The sequence below is a fragment of the Pinibacter aurantiacus genome (genome assembly GCF_019130065.1).
Taxonomy (GTDB): Bacteria; Bacteroidota; Bacteroidia; order Chitinophagales; family Chitinophagaceae; genus Pinibacter; species Pinibacter aurantiacus.
The window spans coordinates 49,977-70,248 of the sequence record NZ_JAHSPG010000012.1 but is presented as its reverse complement, the minus strand read 5'-3'; the positions used below and the strand labels follow the sequence as shown (position 1 = coordinate 70,248).

Genomic DNA, 20,272 nt, shown 5'->3' with positions numbered 1-20,272 from the left:
AATTAAGAATTAATATGCAGGGACTTCGAAAGTGCGAATGATTTCTAATACACAAAACGGTTATTAATTATTCATTATTAATTATTAATTACAACGATGCATTTACAAACGATTGACGTTGCCATTGTTATCGCGTACCTCATAACGATGGTAGTTATAGGTTGGGTGTTACGAAAAAAAGCAAGACAGAATAAAGAAAGCTATTTACTTGGCGGAAAATCGCTTCCGTGGTATATGTTGGGTTTGAGTGACGCCAGCGATATGTTCGACATCAGCGGCACCATGTGGATGGTTGCCCTTTGCTTTATCTACGGCATGAAAAGCATCTGGATTCCCTGGCTGTGGCCGGTTTTCAATCAGGTGTTCATGATGATGTTCTTAAGCAAGTGGCTGCGACGTTCAAATGCAGACACAGGCGCAGCGTGGTTGAAAACACGTTTCGGTTCTGTTGGCAGCGGCATTCGTGGTTCACATAATGTAGTAGTGGCCTTTGCGCTGTTGAGTTGCTTCGGTTTCCTTGCTTACGGTTTTATAGGATTAGGAAAGTTCATTGAAATATTTGTTCCCTGGCAGTATGTGAAAGCATATGTTCCGTTTGATGTAGCGCAGCAATACGTACCGCATTTTTATGGAATTGTTTTTACGCTCTTTGCAATGTTTTACTCCATTCTGGGCGGTATGCACAGCATTGTATTGGGAGATGTGATCAAGTATGCGATCATGACTGTCGCTTGTTTATCCATCGGCGTAATTGCAATGATCCATTTGCATAAAGATGGGACGCAGATGAGCATTCCACATGGATGGACGAGCCCGTTCTTTGGCTGGAACCTCGATCTGAAGTGGGATGACATTGTGCCTGCAGCAAGTAAGAAAATTGCAGATGACAAGTTCGGCCTATTTGGAATTTTCTTTATGATGATGTTGTTCAAAGGAGTGTTTGCAAGCCTTGCAGGTCCGGCGCCAAACTATGATATGCAGAAAGTGTTGTCAACACGATCACCGAAAGAAGCCAGTAAGATGACAGGATTTGTATCCATCATTTTATTACCGATCAGGTACTCGATGATCATTGGTTTAACCGTACTGGCATTGTTGTACTACAACCAGCTTGATCTTGCCGGTACTGACGGGACTGACTTTGAAAGAATTTTGCCTGCGACCATTAATGCATTTTTGCCGGTGGGTATAATGGGTTTGGTGTTGACAGGATTACTCGGCGCTTTCATGGGAACATTTTCAGGCACTTTGAATGCGGCCCAGGCTTACATCGTAAACGACATTTACATTAAATACATCGATCCGGATGCGAAAACAAAAAAGATCATAACGGTTAACTATATCGTAGGCATTGTGGTTGTGGCAATTGGAGTGGTGCTTGGTTTTTTTGCGAAAGATGTAAACAGCGTATTGCAATGGATCGTTGGCGCACTGTATGGTGGCTACATTGCTGCAAACGTTTTTAAATGGTACTGGTGGCGTTTCAATGCAAGTGGTTTCTTCTGGGGAATGATAAGTGGTATTGCAGCAGCATTGATATTTCCACGGTTGTTTCCTGATACGCTGCCGCTGTACTACTGGCCGTTGTTGTTCCTGATATCCATTATCGGAAGCATTGCAGGAACATATGCAGCCCCACCAACAGATGAAGCAGTTTTGAAAAGTTTTTATAAAACAGTAAGACCATGGGGATTCTGGAAACCCATTCACGACAAGGTTGTAGCAGAGGATCCGACCTTTGAACCAAATAAAAGATTCAAGCTGGACATGTTCAATGTTGTGTTGGGAATCATTGCCCAGTGTTGCTTAACGATATTGCCAATGTACGTTGTGTTATGGCTAAAGCTACCATTGATTATAACAGCGGTGGTGCTTGGAATTATAGTATTGATTTTGAAAAGAACATGGTGGGATAAGCTGGAAAATTAATAATTAATAATTAAGAATTAATAGAGAGAGCGAGACGTAATCTTAGCGGGTTGGTTGATGGAATTATTGAATGACCTCTTATTAATTGTTAATTATTAATTATTAATTCCCCTCGCATTTCCACCTAAAACAAAACAGCAAAAGTGAAGTATATGGAATTCGAAAAAAGGCTGGACATGCTGCAAACAGCATACGACAGATTGATTCACAGAAGTAATGAAATCGTGGAAGAAAGCAACGGTGTATATCATCGCTACAGGTATCCGATATTAACGGCGGCGCATGCACCTGTATTCTGGCGCTATGATTTGAATGAGCAAAGCAATCCTTATCTGATGGAGCGTTTTGGTATTAATGCTGTTTTGAATGCCGGAGCGATCAAACTTGATGACAAATATTACATCGTTGCAAGAGTGGAAGGGCTGGACCGTAAATCATTTTTTGCCGTGGCAGAAAGCGAGAATGGTATTGACAATTTTGTGTTTTGGGATTATCCGGTAGTGATACCGGAAACCGAAAATCCGGATACCAATATTTATGATATTCGACTAGTTCAACATGAAGACGGGTGGATCTATGGCTTGTTCTGTACGGAGCGCCGTGACCCGGCTGCGAAGCCCGGCGATCAATCAGCCGCAATAGCACAGTGCGGTATCGTACGCACAAAGGATCTGAAGAAATGGGAAAGGTTGGCTGATTTAAAAACACCGTCTCCGCAACAACGAAACGTTGTGCTGCATCCTGAATTTGTGAAGGGTAAATATGCTTTTTATACTCGCCCGCAAGATAGTTTCATAGAAGCCGGTAATGGCGGAGGAATTGGTTTTGGTTTAAGCGATAGCATTGAACATGCAGAGGTGAAGGAAGAAATGGTGATTGACAAGAAGGTTTATCATACAGTGTACGAAGCAAAAAATGGACTGGGGCCAGCACCGATCAAAACAAAATATGGCTGGTTGCACCTGGCGCACGGCGTTCGCCACACCGCTGCAGGACTGCGTTACGTGCTGTATGTGTTCATGACAGATTTAAACGACATTACAAAAGTTACTCACAAACCGGCTGGATATTTCATTGCACCGGATGGCGAAGAAAGAGTAGGAGATGTGTCGAATGTTGTGTTTAGCAACGGTTGGATATTGGATGAGGATGGCCGTGTGTTGATTTACTATGCGTCTTCTGATACGCGCATGCATGTGGCAGAGTCATCGCTTGGTCAACTGCTCGACTATGTAATGAACACAGCACCGGATGGTTTGCGTTCCGCAACTTCCGTGAATACATTGATGGGTATTATTGAAAAAAACAAGGCTTTGGTAAAACGATTCGCCACAACGTAAACAATGAATCTTACGCAATACAAAAATGAACTGACCGAAGAACTTGATAACATTCTTCAATACTGGATTGACCACACGATAGATGAAGAATACGGGGGTTTTTATGGAAAGATCGATAATGAAAATAACGTTGACAATAAAGCGCCGAAGGGCTCTGTGTTAAACGCCCGCATTCTCTGGACGTTCGCTGCAGCCTTTAATTTTACAAGGGAAAAAAAATACTTCGACGTAGCAACGAGGGCGTTTGACTACATCTCAAAACATTTTATTGACGAGGAAAATGGTGGCGTGTACTGGACGGTAGATTATTCAGGGCGACCGCTTGATACAAAAAAGCAGATATACGCGTTGTCATTTGCGTTGTATGCTGCAAGCGAATACTATCGTGCGTCTCATTTGCCGGAGGCGAAACAAGTCGCGATTGGTCTTTACAATATTATAGAAAAGTATAGCTTCGACCGGGCGAGAGGAGGCTATTTTGAAGCCTTTACAAAAGATTGGAAACCCGTAGCTGATCTGCGGTTGAGTGAGAAGGATGCAAATGAGAAGAAAACGATGAACACGCATTTGCATGTGTTGGAAGCGTACACAAATTTTTACCACATAGAGGAAAACCCCGCTGTAAAGCAAAGCATTCAAAACCTGTTAGCTGTTTTTGACAAACACATTATAAATCAACAAACACATCACCTCGAATTATTTTTTGACGAAGACTGGAACACAAAGGGACAAATCGTTTCATTCGGGCATGACATAGAAGCTGCGTGGTTGTTATTGGAGGCCGCCGAAGCGATTAATGATGAAGAGTGGATCGGCAAAATGAAGACAAACGCTGACAGAATGGCCGATGCTGCCGCCGAAGGTTTGGACAAAGACGGAGGCTTGTGGTATGAGGTAGAGAACAATCACCTGGTAAAAGAAAAGCATTGGTGGCCCCAGGCGGAGGCAATGGTGGGATTTTTCAATGCGGCACAAGTAAGCGGCAATGAAAAATATATCCAGTATTCAATGGATAGCTGGCAGTTTACAAAGCAATATATTTTGGACGCAAAAAATGGTGAGTGGTTCTGGGGCGTGAAAGAAGATTACAGCATAATGCCAAATGAAGACAAAGCGGGTTTGTGGAAATGTCCGTATCATAATGGTAGGGCGTGTTTGGAACTGCTGAAGCGTTTGTAACCATCACGATTTGCAGAATTAATAATTAATAAATTCGACATCGTTTACCTAAGGAAAAACCCTCAGAATATTAATGCCCTACGGGCAAAAAATGGAGGGTTGTGCTGATTTCTATTGATATTATTTCCCTACGGGAAAAGTTCCATTGCCCGTAGGGCACCGATATCAATAGAAAATGTAACAGGTAAGACTACTTTGTCCGTAGGACATTAATCTGATAGGAATGCTATTGCTTTACTAACGATATTGAACTAAGAATTAAGAGGGCTACATTCTTTACTGGATGTGGCCCTGCTATTTTTTGAACAGCTCTGTATATTGCTTTTTTCAAGTATGTTACCTATTAATTGTTCATTATTAATTATTAATTTCTTTTTTTCCCACTTTCTCTTAATTTTAAAAATCCTTAACTGGCCAACAAACACACGTATGAAAAAAGTACTTGCGATTGCCGCATTGTTCATTCTTTGTGCATCTATGTCCGTAATTCAAAAGAAAAAGAAGGTTATCTTCTTTGGAGATTCCATCACTCAACAGGGCGCCAATAAAGGCGGTTATATCGACCTCATTCAAAATACCATCAACCAGGGTAATCTGCAGGATCAATATGAATTGATCGGAGCGGGCATTGGGGGCAATAAAGTGTATGACCTTTATTTGCGTCTGGATGATGACGTGCTGGCAAAAAAACCAGATGTTGTTTTCATCTACATTGGTGTAAACGATGTTTGGCACAAAACCAGCTACGGCACGGGCACCGACCAGGACAAGTTCGAAAAATTTTATCAGGCACTCATCAGGAAAATTCAAGCCATAGGTGCGCGGGTAATCGTTTGCACCCCGGCAGTAATAGGCGAAAAGAAAAACGGAGAAAACAACCAGGACAGCGATCTTGACAAATACAGCGCAAGCATTCGCAAAGTTGCCAACGAATTTAAAGTGCCTGTTATTGACCTGCGCAAAGCATTTACCCAATACGATAAAGACAACAATCCACAAGACACTTCCAAAGGCATTTTAACAGTAGATGGTGTGCATTTAAATGATAAAGGAAATGCATTAGTGGCGGACAAAATGTGGGGTGAACTGAGTAAGTGATGAGTGATTGGTCTCTAGGTACATTACTCTTAATTCATTTTTAAAATTCAGGGCGAATGCAATTCGCCCCTACCATTTTCAATTTTCAACTGACAACAACTATATGAAGAAACTATCACTCTCCGCGCTGGCGCTGTTCACTGCAATGGCGGGCTTTTCAAATGTAACATTGCCGAAGGTATTTGGCAATCAAATGGTGCTGCAACGCAATCAGGCGATTCCTGTTTGGGGTTGGGCAGACAAGAATGAGAAGATCACCATTCAGTTCAACAAACAGACTAAAACTGTTAAAGCCGGTAAAGACGGCAAATGGAAAATTGCATTGGACGCTGAAGCTGCCGGTGGGCCATACACGCTGGTCGTAAAAGGAAAGAACACCGTGACTTTTACGGATGTACTTGTTGGCGAGGTTTGGGTTTGTTCAGGTCAGTCGAACATGGAGTTTCATGTAAGCGGCACTAAGAATGCAGTAAACGAAATTTCATCGGCAAACTATCCACAGATCCGGCAAATAGAAGTAGTGAAAGATTTGTCTGGTGTGCCTTTGGAAGATCTTAAACATACGGCGGACTGGAAGCCTGCAACGTCAGATAATGTTAAAGACTTCACTGCGGTGGGATATTTTTTTGCAAGAGATCTTTACAACAAACTACATGTGCCAATTGGTTTGATCCACACTTCCTGGGGTGGAACAGAAGTTGAAACCTGGACAAGTCGCGAAGCTTTTCAAAATAGCGATGAGTTCAAAAATATGATCAGCGCTTATCCGCACATCAATACAGATTCGATTGGTCAACTTAAGAAAGCCGAATTGCAAAATAAAATAACCGCTTTGCAAGGCAGCATACCAGATGCAAACACTGTTGCTACGTGGAAAAATGCAGACTATAACGATGCGAAATGGCCCGATATGAAAATTCCCGCGCTTTGGGAAACGCAACAATTGCCGGACTTTGACGGTATCGTTTGGTTCCGTAAAACAATTGACATTGCTGCCGAAGATGCAGGCAAACCTGCAGAGATTGAACTCGGCATGATTGACGACGCAGATGCAACGTACGTGAATGGCACTGCAGTAGGAGGCTTGAATGGTTATAACGTAAAACGAGTGTACAATATTCCTGCAGGTGTTTTGAAAGCCGGTAAAAATGTGATCGCTGTAAGGGTTCAAGACACAGGCGGTGGTGGTGGAATTTACGGTGATGCAGAGTTTGTAAAATTAACAGTTGGAAGTAAAGTGCTTTCCCTTGCCGGCTCATGGAAGTTCCAGATCGAAGGCTTGATCAACGGAAACCCAACAGCAGGCCCAAATGATTATCCTACATTGTTGTTCAATGCAATGATCAATCCGATCATTCCGTATGGCATTAAAGGAGCGATCTGGTACCAGGGTGAAAGCAATGCAAGTCGCGCATACCAATACAGGAAAGCGTTTCCTTTAATGATCAGCGACTGGAGACAACGATGGAACGAAGGCAATTTCCCTTTCTATTTCGTGCAACTGGCAACTTTCAATTCTGCCAACGGCACCAGCAAAAACGGCAGCGCATGGGCAGAATTGCGTGAAGCACAAGCCATGACGCTTGCTTTGCCTAACACCGGCATGTCCATCACAACAGATATCGGCGAGCCCGGAGATATTCACCCGAAAAATAAACAGGATGTTGGTAAACGTCTTGCTGCAATTGCCTTGCATGATACCTACGATATTGAGGGTGAATATGAAGGCCCCGTTTTTCAATCCGTTAAAGTAGAGAATGGGAAAGCAGTCGTGTCATACACTCATACCGGAAGTGGTCTCTATGTAAAAGATAAATACGGCTATGTAAAAGGTTTTGAAATTGCAGGTGCAGATCAGCAGTTCCATTACGCACAAGCCATTATCAAGGGAGATAAAATAATTGTTTGGCAGGATGGTCTTGCCAATCCAGTGGCCGTTCGCTACAACTGGGCAGATGACGCAAGCGACGGAAATCTTTTCAATAAAGAAGGATTTCCGGCTGCACCGTTCCGTACAGACGACTGGAAAGCAGTTACGGCGGAAGTGAAATACAAGGTTAATTAGGAATTAGGAATTAGGAATTAGAAAATAGGAATTAGAGGGACGCCGAGACGGCGTCCCTTTTTTGTTTTCGGATAGGGTTAAGGTTTATTGTGAAGTAAACCGGGTTGATTTTTACCTGAAAACCTGTAATTACTTGATTTCTATTGCTCTCAATTGTATGATATATTATAAAATAACATCAAATGTTTATCCTTCGGCCCTCTAATTCCTAACTCCTAATTCCTAATTCCTTTTGTTAATCTGCCACACTTCCAATATTTTTGCCCGTCTTTTTAAAATACAATAAACAATGGCAAGAACAATTGCATATCGTGAAGCCCTTAGGGAAGCAATGAGTGAAGAGATGAGAAGAGATGAGCGTGTATATTTAATGGGAGAAGAAGTAGCTGAATACAATGGCGCATATAAAGTGAGCCAGGGTATGCTGGCTGAATTCGGTGATAAAAGAGTAATCGATACACCTATTTCGGAATTGGGTTTTGCTGCGATCAGCGTAGGTTCTGCACAGAACGGTTTGCGTCCGATCGTTGAGTTCATGACATGGAACTTTGGTGTTCTTGCATTGGATCAGATTTTAAATACAGCGTCTAAAATGCTGGCGATGAGTGGTGGACAAATCTCCTGTCCAATCGTTTTCCGCGGACCAAACGGCTCTGCCGGTCAGTTGGGCGCACAACACTCTACAGCTTTTGAAAGCTATTACGCAAATATTCCTGGTTTGAAAGTGGTTTCTCCAAGCAATGGCTACGATGCCAAAGGTTTGTTGAAACAAGCCATCCGTTACGAAGAAGATCCGATCATGTTCATGGAAGCCGAAGTAATGTATGGCGATAAAAGTGAAGTTCCTGAAGAAGAATATTACATCCCATTGGGTAAAGCCGATGTGAAAAAACAAGGCCGCGATGTAACGATCGTTTCCTGGAGCAAAATGATGAAAATTGCGATGGGTGCTGCTGCTGAATTGGAAAAAGAAGGCATCAGTGCAGAGGTAATCGATTTGCGCACCATCCGTCCTCTTGACTGGATGACTGTTCTGGAAAGCGTTAAGAAAACAAACCGCCTTGTAATTGTAGAAGAGCAATGGCCAATGTGCGGTGTTTCTTCTGAATTGGCTTACCGCATACAAAAAGAAGGGTTTGATTACCTGGACGCACCTGTTCGCCGTATTACTTGCGCAGATGCTCCTTTGCACTATGCGCCAAACCTTATTGACCTTGCATTACCAAATGTACCACGTACCATTCAGCTTGTGAAAGACGTGATGTACATGAAAAAATAAGTTTGTTTTATACATGAGAGAGGCAAAAGCTCTGGGTAACACCAGGGCTTTGTTGCTTGTAGGGGCGAATCGCATTCGCCCGATCTTGCACCCGCAGGTTACCCCGACCTGATAGGGAATAGTTGAGAGCTGTTAATTGTATTCTGTTGCTTCAAACGTCTTAATGTAGCGTTCGATAGCCTCAATAACAGTGTTTATATCACTTCGTACTTCCTCGTCACGAAAGCGAAGGAAATGCAGGCCCATTGATTCTAAGATTTGTTGCCTGTGCTGGTCCCTTACTCTTTGCTCGGGTGTAATATGATAACCACCGTCCACTTCGATAACCAACTTTAAGGGCTTGCAGTAAAAGTCAACGATATATTCGCCTAAAGATTTTTGTCTGTTGAATGTAAAGCCTTTCAATTGTCCTGCACGCAGCTGCATCCAGAGAAGAATTTCACCCACTGTAGAATGATTGCGTAGTTTTCTTGAAAATGCTTTCAAATCAATGTTATAGGGTATGTGATACATAGTGCATAAGTATAAGAGTATAGTCGAGTACCAGGAGGAAATGGTTGCACTCGCTAAAATCCATCCAAGACTCTTCTTCTCTTGTTTAACAAACACCCGCCTTTGCAAGCAAATTCTTCGCATTCGTACATTTAATTTTCAACTTCTCCCTTTCCATTTTCAACTCCCTTATTTTTGTTAAATCCTAAATTAAACAACGAATTGCTTTCTATGAGTACCATTAACAGGCAGGTCATGACCCTGGATGAATTTACTATCCAGCAGTTACGCATGTTTCCCAAAGCTACGGGTGAGCTCAGCATGCTTTTACGCGACATCGGTCGTGCCGCAAAAAGAATCAATGTAGAAGTTAACAAAGCCGGTCTGGTTGATATTCTCGGCGAAGCAGGAAATACAAACGTACAAGGCGAAAATGTGAAAAAGCTGGATGTTTTTTCCAACAATCAAATGCTCGGCGTATTGCGTCACGGCATCAGTTGCGCAGGCATCGGAAGTGAAGAAATGGACGACATTGTCGTGTTTGATGATCCGGTAAGTAACGACAGCAAATACGTTGTATTATTTGACCCTTTGGATGGCAGCAGCAATATTGACGTGAACGTCTCCATCGGAACCATCTTCGGCGTTTATAGACGTGTTTCTCCCATTGGGCAACCTTGTACAAAGGAAGATTTTTTGCAGCCCGGAGTTAAGCAGGTGGCGGCAGGTTATGTAATTTATGGATCGTCTACAATGCTTGTATATGCAACACGCAGAGGTGTAAACGGCTTTACGCTGGACCCGTCTATCGGTGAATTTTGTTTAAGCCATCCCAATATCAAAACCCCTGAGTTAGGAAAAATATATTCTGTCAACCACGGCAATTTTTATGAATACGAGGAGCGTATCCAAAACTACATTACCAATTGCCAGAAAAAAGACAAAACAACCGGCGGCCCTTACACACAACGCTACATCGGAAGCATGGTGAGCGACATGCACCGTAACCTTATACTGGGAGGCATCTTCATGTATCCTTCCACAAAAACGATGCTTACGGGCAAGCTGAGACTGCAATATGAATGTAATCCGTTTGCGTTTATCGTAGAAATGGCAGGAGGAAAAGCTACCGATGGCGTTAACAGAATTCTCGACATCCAACCCGAATTTTTGCACCAGCGTTCGCCATTCTTTGCGGGTAGCAAGGGGATGATGGAGGAACTGGAGAGTTTTTAAAGTAAAAATTAAAAAGTAAAAATTAAAAAAATGGAAGCGCTTGTAACTGTAACTTTGCAAGAGTAACCTCCTGTAAAAGGTGCGTTTTTACTTTTTAATTTTTACTTTTTAATTTCACTGTATGAAAACCATTATTTCGGTAAAGAATCTGCAAAAGAAGTACGGTGATTTTACAGCAGTAAAGGACATTAGTTTCGATGTGCATGAAGGAGAAATATTTGGTTTGCTGGGACCAAACGGCGCGGGAAAATCCACTACGCTTGAAATCATAGAAACCTTACGTGACAAGACTTCCGGGGAGGTGATCGTAGACGGATTTAACCTTGATCAGTCTCCCGATGCCATTAAGAAAATCATAGGCGTTCAACTACAATCTTCAGGATATTACCCTGGTTTAAATCTTACCGAGCTTATTCATTTATTTGGCGGCTTATATAACCGAACGGTAAATCCGCATGAACTATTAAAGCTGGTAAACCTTACAGACAAAGCAAAAGCGAAATACAAGGAGCTCAGTGGCGGACAAAAGCAGCGGTTCTCCATCGCCACCACACTTATCAACCAACCACGAATTATTTTTCTCGACGAACCAACAACAGGGTTGGATCCTCAGGCGCGACGCAACCTGTGGGATCTGATCAGTGATATACGATCAAAAGGAACAACGGTGATCATTACCACGCACTACATGGATGAAGCGGAATACCTGTGCGACCGTGTGGCCATTGTTGACGCAGGAAGAATTGTAGCCATCAATTCTCCGCATCAATTGATCGACAACCTTATTGCGTCTGGCTTTGAACGAACAACCGAAGTGAAGAAAGCAAACCTTGAAGATGTGTTTATCAATCTTACAGGCAAAGAGTGGAGGAAGGAGGACTGATAGTTGAGAGTTGAGAATGGAGAGTTGAGAGTTAGTTAAAGTGCTGTTTTGACAAGTATTCTTCGATTATCAACTTTTAGCTAAAGAAGTGTAAAATGTAGCTTCGATTGCAACAATGATTAGTTTTGATTTGTAAACAAAAAGCAATAGACAACAACTCTCAATTCTCAACTCTCAACTCTCAACTAATATGGAAGATCTTCGTTACCCAATCGGCAAATTTGAGCCACAGCCATTTTCGATAGAGCAATTAAAGAGATGGGCAGATGACATCAGGTATTTGCCGGATCTTTTAGAGAATGCGATCCTTAACCTGGATGAAGCACAATTGCAAACTCCGTATCGCGATGGCGGTTGGACAATTCAGCAGGTAGTGCATCACGTGCCCGACAGTCACATGACTGCATACATCCGTTTTAAGTTGGCGTTAACAGAAGACAATCCTACGATAAAACCTTACGATGAAGCAGCATGGGCATTGCTGCCAGACGTTGAAAATATACCGATCAACATCTCTATTACACTGCTGCATGCATTGCACAATCGCTGGCACAACCTGGTCATAAACATTAAAGATGAAGACTGGAACAGAACAGTTTTTCATCCTGAACATAACAAAGAAATTTCTCTCTGGAACCTTCTCGGCATGTACGCATGGCATGGCAAGCATCACGTAATGCATGTGGTGAGATTGCGGGAGAGAATGAACTGGTAGGGAGGAATTAGTAATTAAGAATTAATAATTAATAGACGATCATCACGAATGTGTGAAAGTTATAAGTATTGACAACATTCTTAATTACTGATTTCGTTTTTACCAATAATAACCAATACCCGACGTTGAAGAATTCTTAATTCTTAATTGTTAATTATTAATTGTCCCTCATGCATTGGAAAACATTATCATCGCAATACCTAAGTAAACATCATTACTTCACAGCGCGTAAAGACAGGTGCCAGCGCGAAGATGGAGTAATAGTTGATCCTTACTTTGTAGTGGAAATGCCGCCATCTGCAACCGCCCTCGCGATTACAGAAGATGGCCACGCTGTGCTTGTAAAACAATATCGTCATCCGATTGGAGAAGTGGTAATAGAAACACCAGGAGGCTTTATTGACGAAGACGAAGACTTTGAGCAGGGCATGAGACGTGAGCTTCTCGAAGAAACCGGCTACGAATTTTCGCACATTGAACATCTTAATAAAACGGCCGCCAATCCCGGTGTGTTAAATAATTTCACACATTTGTTCCTGGCAACCGGTGGTAAAAAAGTGGGAGAACAACAACTCGATCACAATGAGGAAATAGACATCATGCTGGTAGCGATCGATGAAGTAATTGATCTGTTAATGCGCGGGCAGTTCAAACAATCCATGCACAGCAACTGCGTATTTTATGCATTGTTGAAGATGGGAAAATTGAAGTTTACAGACGACGAAAAACAGTAGGGGCGAATCGCATTCGCCCTCATGCACATTCAGCATGCAGGCAAAACATCCCGCCTTCACCCCGCATTTGCGCGTAACCCTTTCTGGACAAGTGTTTCGTGCCTGTAATGACAAGGGCGTTTGTGATGCGCCAATACGAATGCCCATACAATTAAAAAAATAGTATTAGTTTTACTTTAATGGGTAACATCAATATAATTAAGCTGGCGGAAGAACTGAACTTATCCAAATCCACCGTTTCGAGAGCGTTCAGAGGAGGAAGTGATATCAATCCACAAACCCGCGAGAAGATTCTTGCGAGAGCGAAGGAGCTTAATTTTTTGCCAAACCACCACGCCAGCAATCTCCGCAATCAAAAGAGCAAAACGATCGCCGTAATCGTTCCTGAGATTGCCAATAACTTCTTTTCAAAAGCAATTAACGGTATAGAAAAAGTTGCAAAAGACAAGAGCTATCACGTTTTGATCTATCTCACCGATGATGATTTTCAAAAAGAAGTAGCCTTTGTTACCAACCTCAGCAATGGAAGGGTAGATGGCATTATCATGTCTGTATCAGGTGAGGATCAGGACCACAGCTATTTGCAGGTTTTGAAAAGAAAAAAGATACCACTTGTTTTCTTTGACAGAACATACGAAGACGTTGAAACTGCGAGAGTCACCACAAATGATTACCAAAGCAGCTTCGAAGCAACGGAACATCTCATTAAGAGTGGATGTAAAAAGGTTGCTTATCTTGTTGTGAACAAAAATCTTTCCATCGGTAAAACCCGCATGCAGGGCTACATTGATGCGCTGAAGAAGAATAATATTCCTTTCGATGATCATCTTGTTATCGACTGCAGCAATGAGCTGGAAAAAAACAAAGTCATTCTTCGCAACCTATTTGAAACGTTGAAGCCCGATGGAGTGTTTGCATCGGTTGAACGCCTAGCAATAGCGTCTTACTATGTTTGTCACGCAATGAATATTTCCATTCCTGATGATGTAAAAGTCATTGGCTTTTCAAGTCTTGAAATATCTCCACTACTCAACCCTTCGTTGTCTACCATCACGCAGCCGGCTTATAAAATGGGAGAGCGGGCCGCCGAGCTTTTGTTTGAAATTTTAGAAAAACACGAAGAAGAAAAAGAATTCATCACGAGGAACATTGTGTTGGATTCCGAACTCATCCAGCGTCAATCGTCGTCACTCGAGCCAGTAGCAATCAGATAATTTTTTTTAACTCAATAACTTATACGAATCACAACATCTTTGGATTCATACTAACGACCGTTTGTTTGTGTTCCGGGAACATTCCCGGAAATTTACGTTTTCAACTATCTATTAACCAATTATTTATTAATAATAAATAAAAATATATATATAAAATTTTCAAAAAATTTGTTTTTGGGAACGTTCCCGATTATTTTTGGCGAAGCTTTCACAATTGATTGCTAAACCAAAAAATTGGGCCAATGAAAAGTTTACACATGGGGAGACTACTGCTTCTCTCGCTCTTCACTTTAATCTATTCTGTTATTTATGCGCAAGACGGAAGCATTTCCGGACAAGTGGTTGATGAAACAAATCAGCCTGTGGCCTTTGCTTCTGTAACCATTAAAGGCGGCACAAGAGGTGCATCTGCCGATGACAATGGTCGTTTCAAAATTCCTGTTTCCAACGGTACTTACACAGTTGTTGTAAATGCAGTTGGCTTTTTACAAACCTCACAAAATGTAACTGTGAAAGGCAATGATGCAGCAGTTCATTTTGCTCTTAAACGTGCAACAACTGATCTTACAGAGGCGGTTGTAATTGGTTATGGTACTGCAAAGAAGAAAGATCTTACGGGATCGGTAACTGCCATAAACGCGAAAGATTTTCAAAAAGGAGCCATCTCAACTCCTGATCAGTTGATCTCAGGTAAAGTAGCCGGTGTGCAAATTAGCCCGGATGGCGGTGCGCCAGGCGGGGCAAGTACTATCCGTATTCGTGGTGGTTCTTCTTTGAATGCAAGCAATGATCCTCTCTTCGTGATCGATGGAGTTCCCGTTGACAACTCAAAAAAGAGCGACGGAACATCATCTATCTCCGGCTCTCCAAACCCACTAAGTCTTATCAACCCCAACGATATTGAATCCATCAACGTACTGAAAGATGCTTCTGCGACTGCTATTTATGGTAACAGAGCGTCTAATGGTGTAATCATCATTACTACCAAGAAAGGTAAAAAAGGTGGTCCTCTTCGTGTAAACTTCAACACCGTAAACTCTGTTGCAGTAAAGGTTAAAAACCTGGACGTATTAACTGCTGATCAATTCAGAAAAGTAGTTAAAGATCAGGCCGCTATTCAGAACAAACCTTATGCGGTAGATTCTTTAGGAAAGGCAAACACTAACTGGCAAGATGAAATATACCATCCTGCTTTCACTACAGATAACAATCTAAGTTTTAGTGGTGGTGTGAAAAATCTTCCATACCGTTTGTCTTTGGGCTATCTTCATCAGGACGGTATTTTGAAAACAGGTTACCTCGAGCGCGGAAGTGCCGCTCTTAATATAAGCCCAACTTTCTTTGACAACCATCTTCGTGTAGATTTAAATCTTAAAGGCGTAGTAAACGGAAACCGTTTTGCCAATTCAGGTGCTGTAGGTGATGCCATCAGATTTGACCCAACCAAGCCTGTGTATGACAGTAAATCACCTTACGGCGGATATTATGAGTGGCAGGATGGTGGTGTTCCTAATACACAGTCAACAAGAAATCCTGTAGCAGATTTGTATCTAAAGAACGACAAGGCCACCGTTTACAGAAGCATCGGCAATTTGCAATTGGATTATAAATTCCATTTTCTTCCTGATCTGCGTGCAAACCTGAATTTGGGATACGATATCTCAAAGAGCAATGGCTCTGTGCGTGAAGATCCAACCTGGGCCGCTGCTTATACAACAGGTGGTCGGTATCACGAGTATGAACAACGCACTCGCAACAAACTGTTGGATTTTTATCTGAACTACGTTAAAGAAATTAAAAGTATCAAGAGCCGCATTGATGTAATGGGTGGTTATTCTTACCAGGACTTCCTTCGCGGTGCGCCGGGATTTTGGACAACAAGTATAACCAAGAACAACCCCGGTAATCCTCCAACCTATACTAAGCCGGATTCTACACAACATACACTTGTTTCTTTTTACGGCAGGTTGAATTACACTTACAACAACAAATACTTATTGACCGCGACCATACGTCGAGATGGTTCTTCACGCTTCAGTCCTGACACACGTTGGGGTAACTTCCCATCCATCGCATTGGCATGGAGAATTAGCGAAGAAGATTTTCTTAAGTCTTCCAAAACCATCTCTAACCTGAAACTAAGATTGGGTTATGGTACAACCGGCCAGCAGGATATTACGGCTAGCGATTACCCTTATCTTGCTTCTTACAGCATAAGCACAGGTACTACAAGATATCTGTTTGGAGATAGCGCCTACTACATGTATCGTGGTGCTCCTTACGATCAGAATATTAAATGGGAAACAACAACTACTTCAAACATCGGGTTGGATTTTGGATTGCTTAAAGACAGGATCAGCGGTAGCATTGATGTTTACTACAAAAAAACCAACAACCTGATTTCTGATATTCCGGTTGCAGCAGGTTCAAACCTAAGTAACCACGTATTAACCAACGTAGGTAATATTGAAAACAAAGGAGTTGAATTTGTAGTGAACGCGATACCGGTTACCAACAAGGATTTTCAATGGAACCTTGGTTTTAACTTTACTTACAACGAAAGCAAAATCACAAAGCTTTCAACTGTTGATGATCCATCTTCTCCGGGTGTAATTGTAGGTGGCATCTCCGGTGGTACTGGTAACAAAATCCAAATACATTCTGTTGACTATGCGCCATATACTTTCTGGGTATACAAACAAGTTTACGACCAAACAGGCAAACCAATTGAAGGCGTTTATGCAGATGTAAACCATAAAGGCAACGGTAATCTTTTCTATCACTACAAATCTCCAGCGCCAAAATATATGCTGGGTTTCAATTCTCAGTTTAGCTACAAAGACTGGAACCTGAGCTTTGTATTAAGATCTAACATTGGCAACTATGTTTACAACAACGTTAAATCAAACCGTGCTGCATACTCAGTAGTTATTGATGCAAATAAATATTTAGGAAACACAATACCGGATGTGCTTTTTACCGGATTTAACAACACGCAGTTCTATTCTGACTATTATGTAGAAAACGCATCTTTCTTGCGTATGGACAATCTACAGGTTGGTTACAACTTTGGTAAAATAGGCAAAAATGTAAGCCTGCGTTTGTCAGCAATTGCCCAAAATCTTTTTGTGATTACGAAGTATACAGGTATAGATCCTGAAATATACAGTGGCATTGACAATAATATTTATCCTAAAACGAGAATCTTTTCTCTTGGTGCAAGTGTTGATTTTTAATCCTGAAAATTTAGAAAAATCATGACAAACAAAAACATATATAAACTCATAATAGCGGGAGCCATAGCGTTTTCATCCTGCACAAAAGATCTGGATCGTAAGCCTATTGTAGACGTTACATCCGACGTGGTTTACAGTAGCCCCGCAACTATTAAAGAAGCGCTCGCAAAATTATATGGCGGCCTTTCATTAAGTGGACAAGATGGTACCAATCCTGTGCCTGTTGCAGATATTGATGCACAGGACGTAGGTTCAAATGGATATCTCAGAAACTATTGGGAAGTGGAAGAGCTTACAACAGATGAAGCTATAATAGCATGGAACGACGGTGACTTGCAGAATTACAATACAAATAACTGGAACTCTAACAATACGTACATCAAGCTCACCTATAACCGTATTTACTTTAACATCAGCCAGTGTAATGAGTTCCTGCGCCAATTGCCTGATTCTAAAGTAAGCGGTTTCCCCGCTGCCGATGCTGCAAATATCAACGGATACAAACTAGAGGCACGTTTCCTTCGCGCATTGTTTTACTGGAACGCGTTGGATCTGTTTGGAGATGTTCCTGTTACCACAGAAAAAGATGCGGTGGGTAACTTCTCTCCAAAACAAATGTCAAGAGCCGATCTGTTCAAATTTGTAGAAACTGAATTGTTGGACATTCAGAATACATTACCCGATGCAGGAAAAAATGAATACGGACGTGCAGACAAAGGAACAGCGTGGATGCTGCTGGCAAAATTGTATTTGAATGCAAAAGTATATACCGGAACAGACCGTAGTACAGATGCGATTACTTATGCAAACAAAATAACTTCATCAGGAGCATATTCATTGGCTGCTACTTACAGGAATTTGTTTTTGACAGACAGCCGCGCAACTTCTAAAGAAATTATTTTCCCTATTCGCGCAAATGGATTGACCTCACAATCATACAGCAATACAACTTTTATAATTCACGGTTCTACGGGCGGAAAAATGAGCCCTCCAGACTATGGTATAAATGGATCATGGTCAGGTTTAAGAACAAGAAAGGAAATGGTTACCAAATTTCCTGATCTCGATTCAAGAGCGATGTTCTTTACAGAAGGACAAACAATAGACATCAACAACATTACAGATTTTACAAACGGCTATGCGGTAGTAAAGTATAAAAACGTTAGTTCAACAGGAGCTGCAGGCTCTGATAAAAACGGCACTTTCGTAGATACCGACTTCCCATTGTTCCGTCTTGCAGATGTTTACTTAATATATGCTGAAGCAGTATTGAGAGGCGGTGCCGGTGGAGACAGGGCTACAGCATTGGGTTATATCAATGCCCTTAGAAACAGAGCATATGGAGGCACATCTGGAAATATTACAGATGCGGCAATGACATTGGATCTGATATTAGACGAAAGAGTAAGAGAACTATATTGGGAAGCTCACAGACGAACTGACCTCGTTCGTTTTGGAAAATATACAGGCGGAACTTATTTATGGCAGTGGAAAGGCGGCGTACAGGCAGGAACAAGCATTGACAACAGATTCAATCTGTTTCCAATTCCAACAACTGACTTAACAGCTAACCCAACTTTAAAACCGACCCCTGGATACTAATTTAATTGCCAAAACAAAAAAATATACAGATGAAACTGATATATAAATTACTAAGTGTTGTTGTCGCTGCACTCGTGTTATTTGCCTCCTGCAAAAAGGATGAAGACAGAAGTGTGTTGACACTGCCAAAAGGTGCAGCAACAAAGCTCACCGCCAGTTCAACAAGTCTTGTGCTCACAGAAGCCAATGCCAAGGATACAGTAGTTACTTTCACCTGGCCTGCTGTGAACTATGGCTACAATGCACTAGCCACATACACACTCGAATTTTCTTTGCCGGCCGATACATTTAAGAAAGCCAACAAAGTGCTTGTTGGAGCCAATGTTTTGAAACAACAATTTTCAGGAGCAGATTTCAACCAGATCGCACTTTTGCTGGGCATGACTCCTGCAGTGCAGGGAACGATTTGGGCAAGACTAAGAAGCGATTTGAAAACAGATAAAGACGCTAACTCAAATGTGCCATCTTCTTTTTCTGACACAATTAAAATAACAGTAACTCCATACTCAACAAAGCCGGTGCCTAAGTATCCTGTGCCAGATGATCTGTTCATAGTTGGAAGTGCTACAGACGGTGAATGGAACAATCCTGTTCCTGTACCGAATCAACAGTTTACAAAACTCGATGATAACACGTTTGGTATTATTGTGCACTTAACCGGTGGACAAGAATATGTTTTCTTGCCTAAGAATGGCGATTGGGGCCACAAGTACAACGTAACAAGTAACACCGACCCTGCATTAAAGCATGGTGGACCTTTTGCTCCAGATGCCGGCGATAAGAATATCCCTGGCCCTGATGCAACAGGCAACTACAAAATAATAGTTGATTTCGTAGCGGGAACTTACACCGTTACACCATTTGATGTAAGTACGATCCCTGCAAATCTTTTCATCATTGGTGATGCTACTGCAGGAGGATGGACGAATCCTGTTCCTGCGGCTACACAGCAGTTTACCAAAGTAGGATTGTCAACATTCCAGATCACAGTGGGCCTTACTTCCGGTGGTGGCAAAGGTTACTTGCTCATTCCGGTGAATGGTAGCTGGGATCACAAGTATGCAGTTGCAGATGGCAAAAATGCAGCCTACAAAGCAGGTGGACCTTTCACCACAGATTCTGGTGACAACATTCCACCTCCTGATGAAAGTGGTAGTTACAAGATCACCGTAAGTTTTGTAAACAACACTTACACTGTTAGCAAATAAGCATGCCTGATTAATACTTCACAAGAAGCGCCGGCTGTCATCAATTGGTTTGCCGGTGCTTC

The 20,272-nt window shown here is 42.0% G+C and carries 15 protein-coding genes; 14 read left to right on the top strand and 1 reads right to left on the bottom strand.

Annotated elements, in window-relative coordinates; translation table 11 throughout:
* Positions 1 to 96 precede the first annotated feature (96 nt).
* The 6 genes from KTO63_RS14735 to KTO63_RS14710 all read left to right on the top strand — a co-directional run bounded on the left by KTO63_RS14735 (position 97) and on the right by KTO63_RS14710 (position 8,890).
* Positions 97 to 1,929, top strand: a complete 1,833-nt coding sequence (locus KTO63_RS14735; RefSeq protein WP_217792101.1) for a sodium:solute symporter family protein — start codon at positions 97 to 99, stop codon at positions 1,927 to 1,929.
* Positions 1,930 to 2,081: 152 nt separating this feature from the next.
* The gene (locus KTO63_RS14730; RefSeq protein ID WP_317195772.1) at positions 2,082 to 3,269 is read left to right on the top strand and encodes a glycoside hydrolase family 130 protein; all 1,188 of its coding nucleotides are present in this window, start codon (positions 2,082 to 2,084) and stop codon (positions 3,267 to 3,269) included.
* 3 nt (positions 3,270 to 3,272) lie between these two features.
* Positions 3,273 to 4,448 carry an AGE family epimerase/isomerase gene (locus tag KTO63_RS14725; protein WP_217792100.1) on the top strand — a complete coding sequence of 392 codons (1,176 nt, stop codon included), beginning with the start codon at positions 3,273 to 3,275 and terminating at the stop codon, positions 4,446 to 4,448.
* Between the two features lie 429 nt (positions 4,449 to 4,877).
* Positions 4,878 to 5,546, top strand: a complete 669-nt coding sequence (locus KTO63_RS14720; protein WP_217792099.1) for an SGNH/GDSL hydrolase family protein — start codon at positions 4,878 to 4,880, stop codon at positions 5,544 to 5,546.
* 103 nt (positions 5,547 to 5,649) lie between these two features.
* Positions 5,650 to 7,611: a sialate O-acetylesterase gene (locus tag KTO63_RS14715; protein ID WP_217792098.1), complete on the top strand. Its 1,962-nt coding sequence runs from the start codon at positions 5,650 to 5,652 to the stop codon at positions 7,609 to 7,611.
* 289 nt (positions 7,612 to 7,900) lie between these two features.
* Positions 7,901 to 8,890 carry a pyruvate dehydrogenase complex E1 component subunit beta gene (locus KTO63_RS14710; RefSeq protein ID WP_217792097.1) on the top strand — a complete coding sequence of 330 codons (990 nt, stop codon included), beginning with the start codon at positions 7,901 to 7,903 and terminating at the stop codon, positions 8,888 to 8,890.
* A 132-nt stretch (positions 8,891 to 9,022) separates the two neighbouring features.
* Here the strand turns inward: KTO63_RS14710 and KTO63_RS14705 are convergent, their stop codons facing one another.
* Entirely contained in the window at positions 9,023 to 9,403 is a 381-nt protein-coding gene (locus KTO63_RS14705) for an endonuclease domain-containing protein (protein ID WP_217792096.1), read from the bottom strand.
* A gap of 210 nt (positions 9,404 to 9,613) precedes the next feature.
* Between KTO63_RS14705 and fbp the strand changes: the two genes are divergently transcribed.
* The 8 genes from fbp (at position 9,614) to KTO63_RS14665 (ending at position 20,210) form a co-directional block, all read left to right on the top strand.
* Complete coding sequence (fbp, locus tag KTO63_RS14700; RefSeq protein WP_217792095.1) at positions 9,614 to 10,618, top strand: class 1 fructose-bisphosphatase; 1,005 nt, start codon at positions 9,614 to 9,616, stop codon at positions 10,616 to 10,618.
* 121 nt (positions 10,619 to 10,739) lie between these two features.
* Complete coding sequence (locus tag KTO63_RS14695; RefSeq protein WP_217792094.1) at positions 10,740 to 11,501, top strand: ABC transporter ATP-binding protein; 762 nt, start codon at positions 10,740 to 10,742, stop codon at positions 11,499 to 11,501.
* 190 nt (positions 11,502 to 11,691) lie between these two features.
* Entirely contained in the window at positions 11,692 to 12,216 is a 525-nt protein-coding gene (locus KTO63_RS14690; protein WP_217792093.1) for a YfiT family bacillithiol transferase, read from the top strand.
* A 170-nt stretch (positions 12,217 to 12,386) separates the two neighbouring features.
* Positions 12,387 to 12,950 (top strand): NUDIX hydrolase, encoded by a 564-nt coding sequence (locus KTO63_RS14685; protein ID WP_232373191.1) that lies wholly within the window; start codon positions 12,387 to 12,389, stop codon positions 12,948 to 12,950.
* Between the two features lie 179 nt (positions 12,951 to 13,129).
* The gene (locus tag KTO63_RS14680; protein ID WP_217792091.1) at positions 13,130 to 14,164 is read left to right on the top strand and encodes a LacI family DNA-binding transcriptional regulator; all 1,035 of its coding nucleotides are present in this window, start codon (positions 13,130 to 13,132) and stop codon (positions 14,162 to 14,164) included.
* A 242-nt stretch (positions 14,165 to 14,406) separates the two neighbouring features.
* Complete coding sequence (locus tag KTO63_RS14675) at positions 14,407 to 17,400, top strand: SusC/RagA family TonB-linked outer membrane protein (RefSeq protein WP_232373190.1); 2,994 nt, start codon at positions 14,407 to 14,409, stop codon at positions 17,398 to 17,400.
* Positions 17,401 to 17,421: 21 nt separating this feature from the next.
* Positions 17,422 to 19,002 (top strand): RagB/SusD family nutrient uptake outer membrane protein, encoded by a 1,581-nt coding sequence (locus KTO63_RS14670; protein ID WP_217792090.1) that lies wholly within the window; start codon positions 17,422 to 17,424, stop codon positions 19,000 to 19,002.
* A 29-nt stretch (positions 19,003 to 19,031) separates the two neighbouring features.
* Positions 19,032 to 20,210, top strand: coding sequence for a SusE domain-containing protein (locus KTO63_RS14665; RefSeq protein WP_217792089.1), 1,179 nt, complete (start codon positions 19,032 to 19,034; stop codon positions 20,208 to 20,210).
* Positions 20,211 to 20,272: the final 62 nt, after the last annotated feature.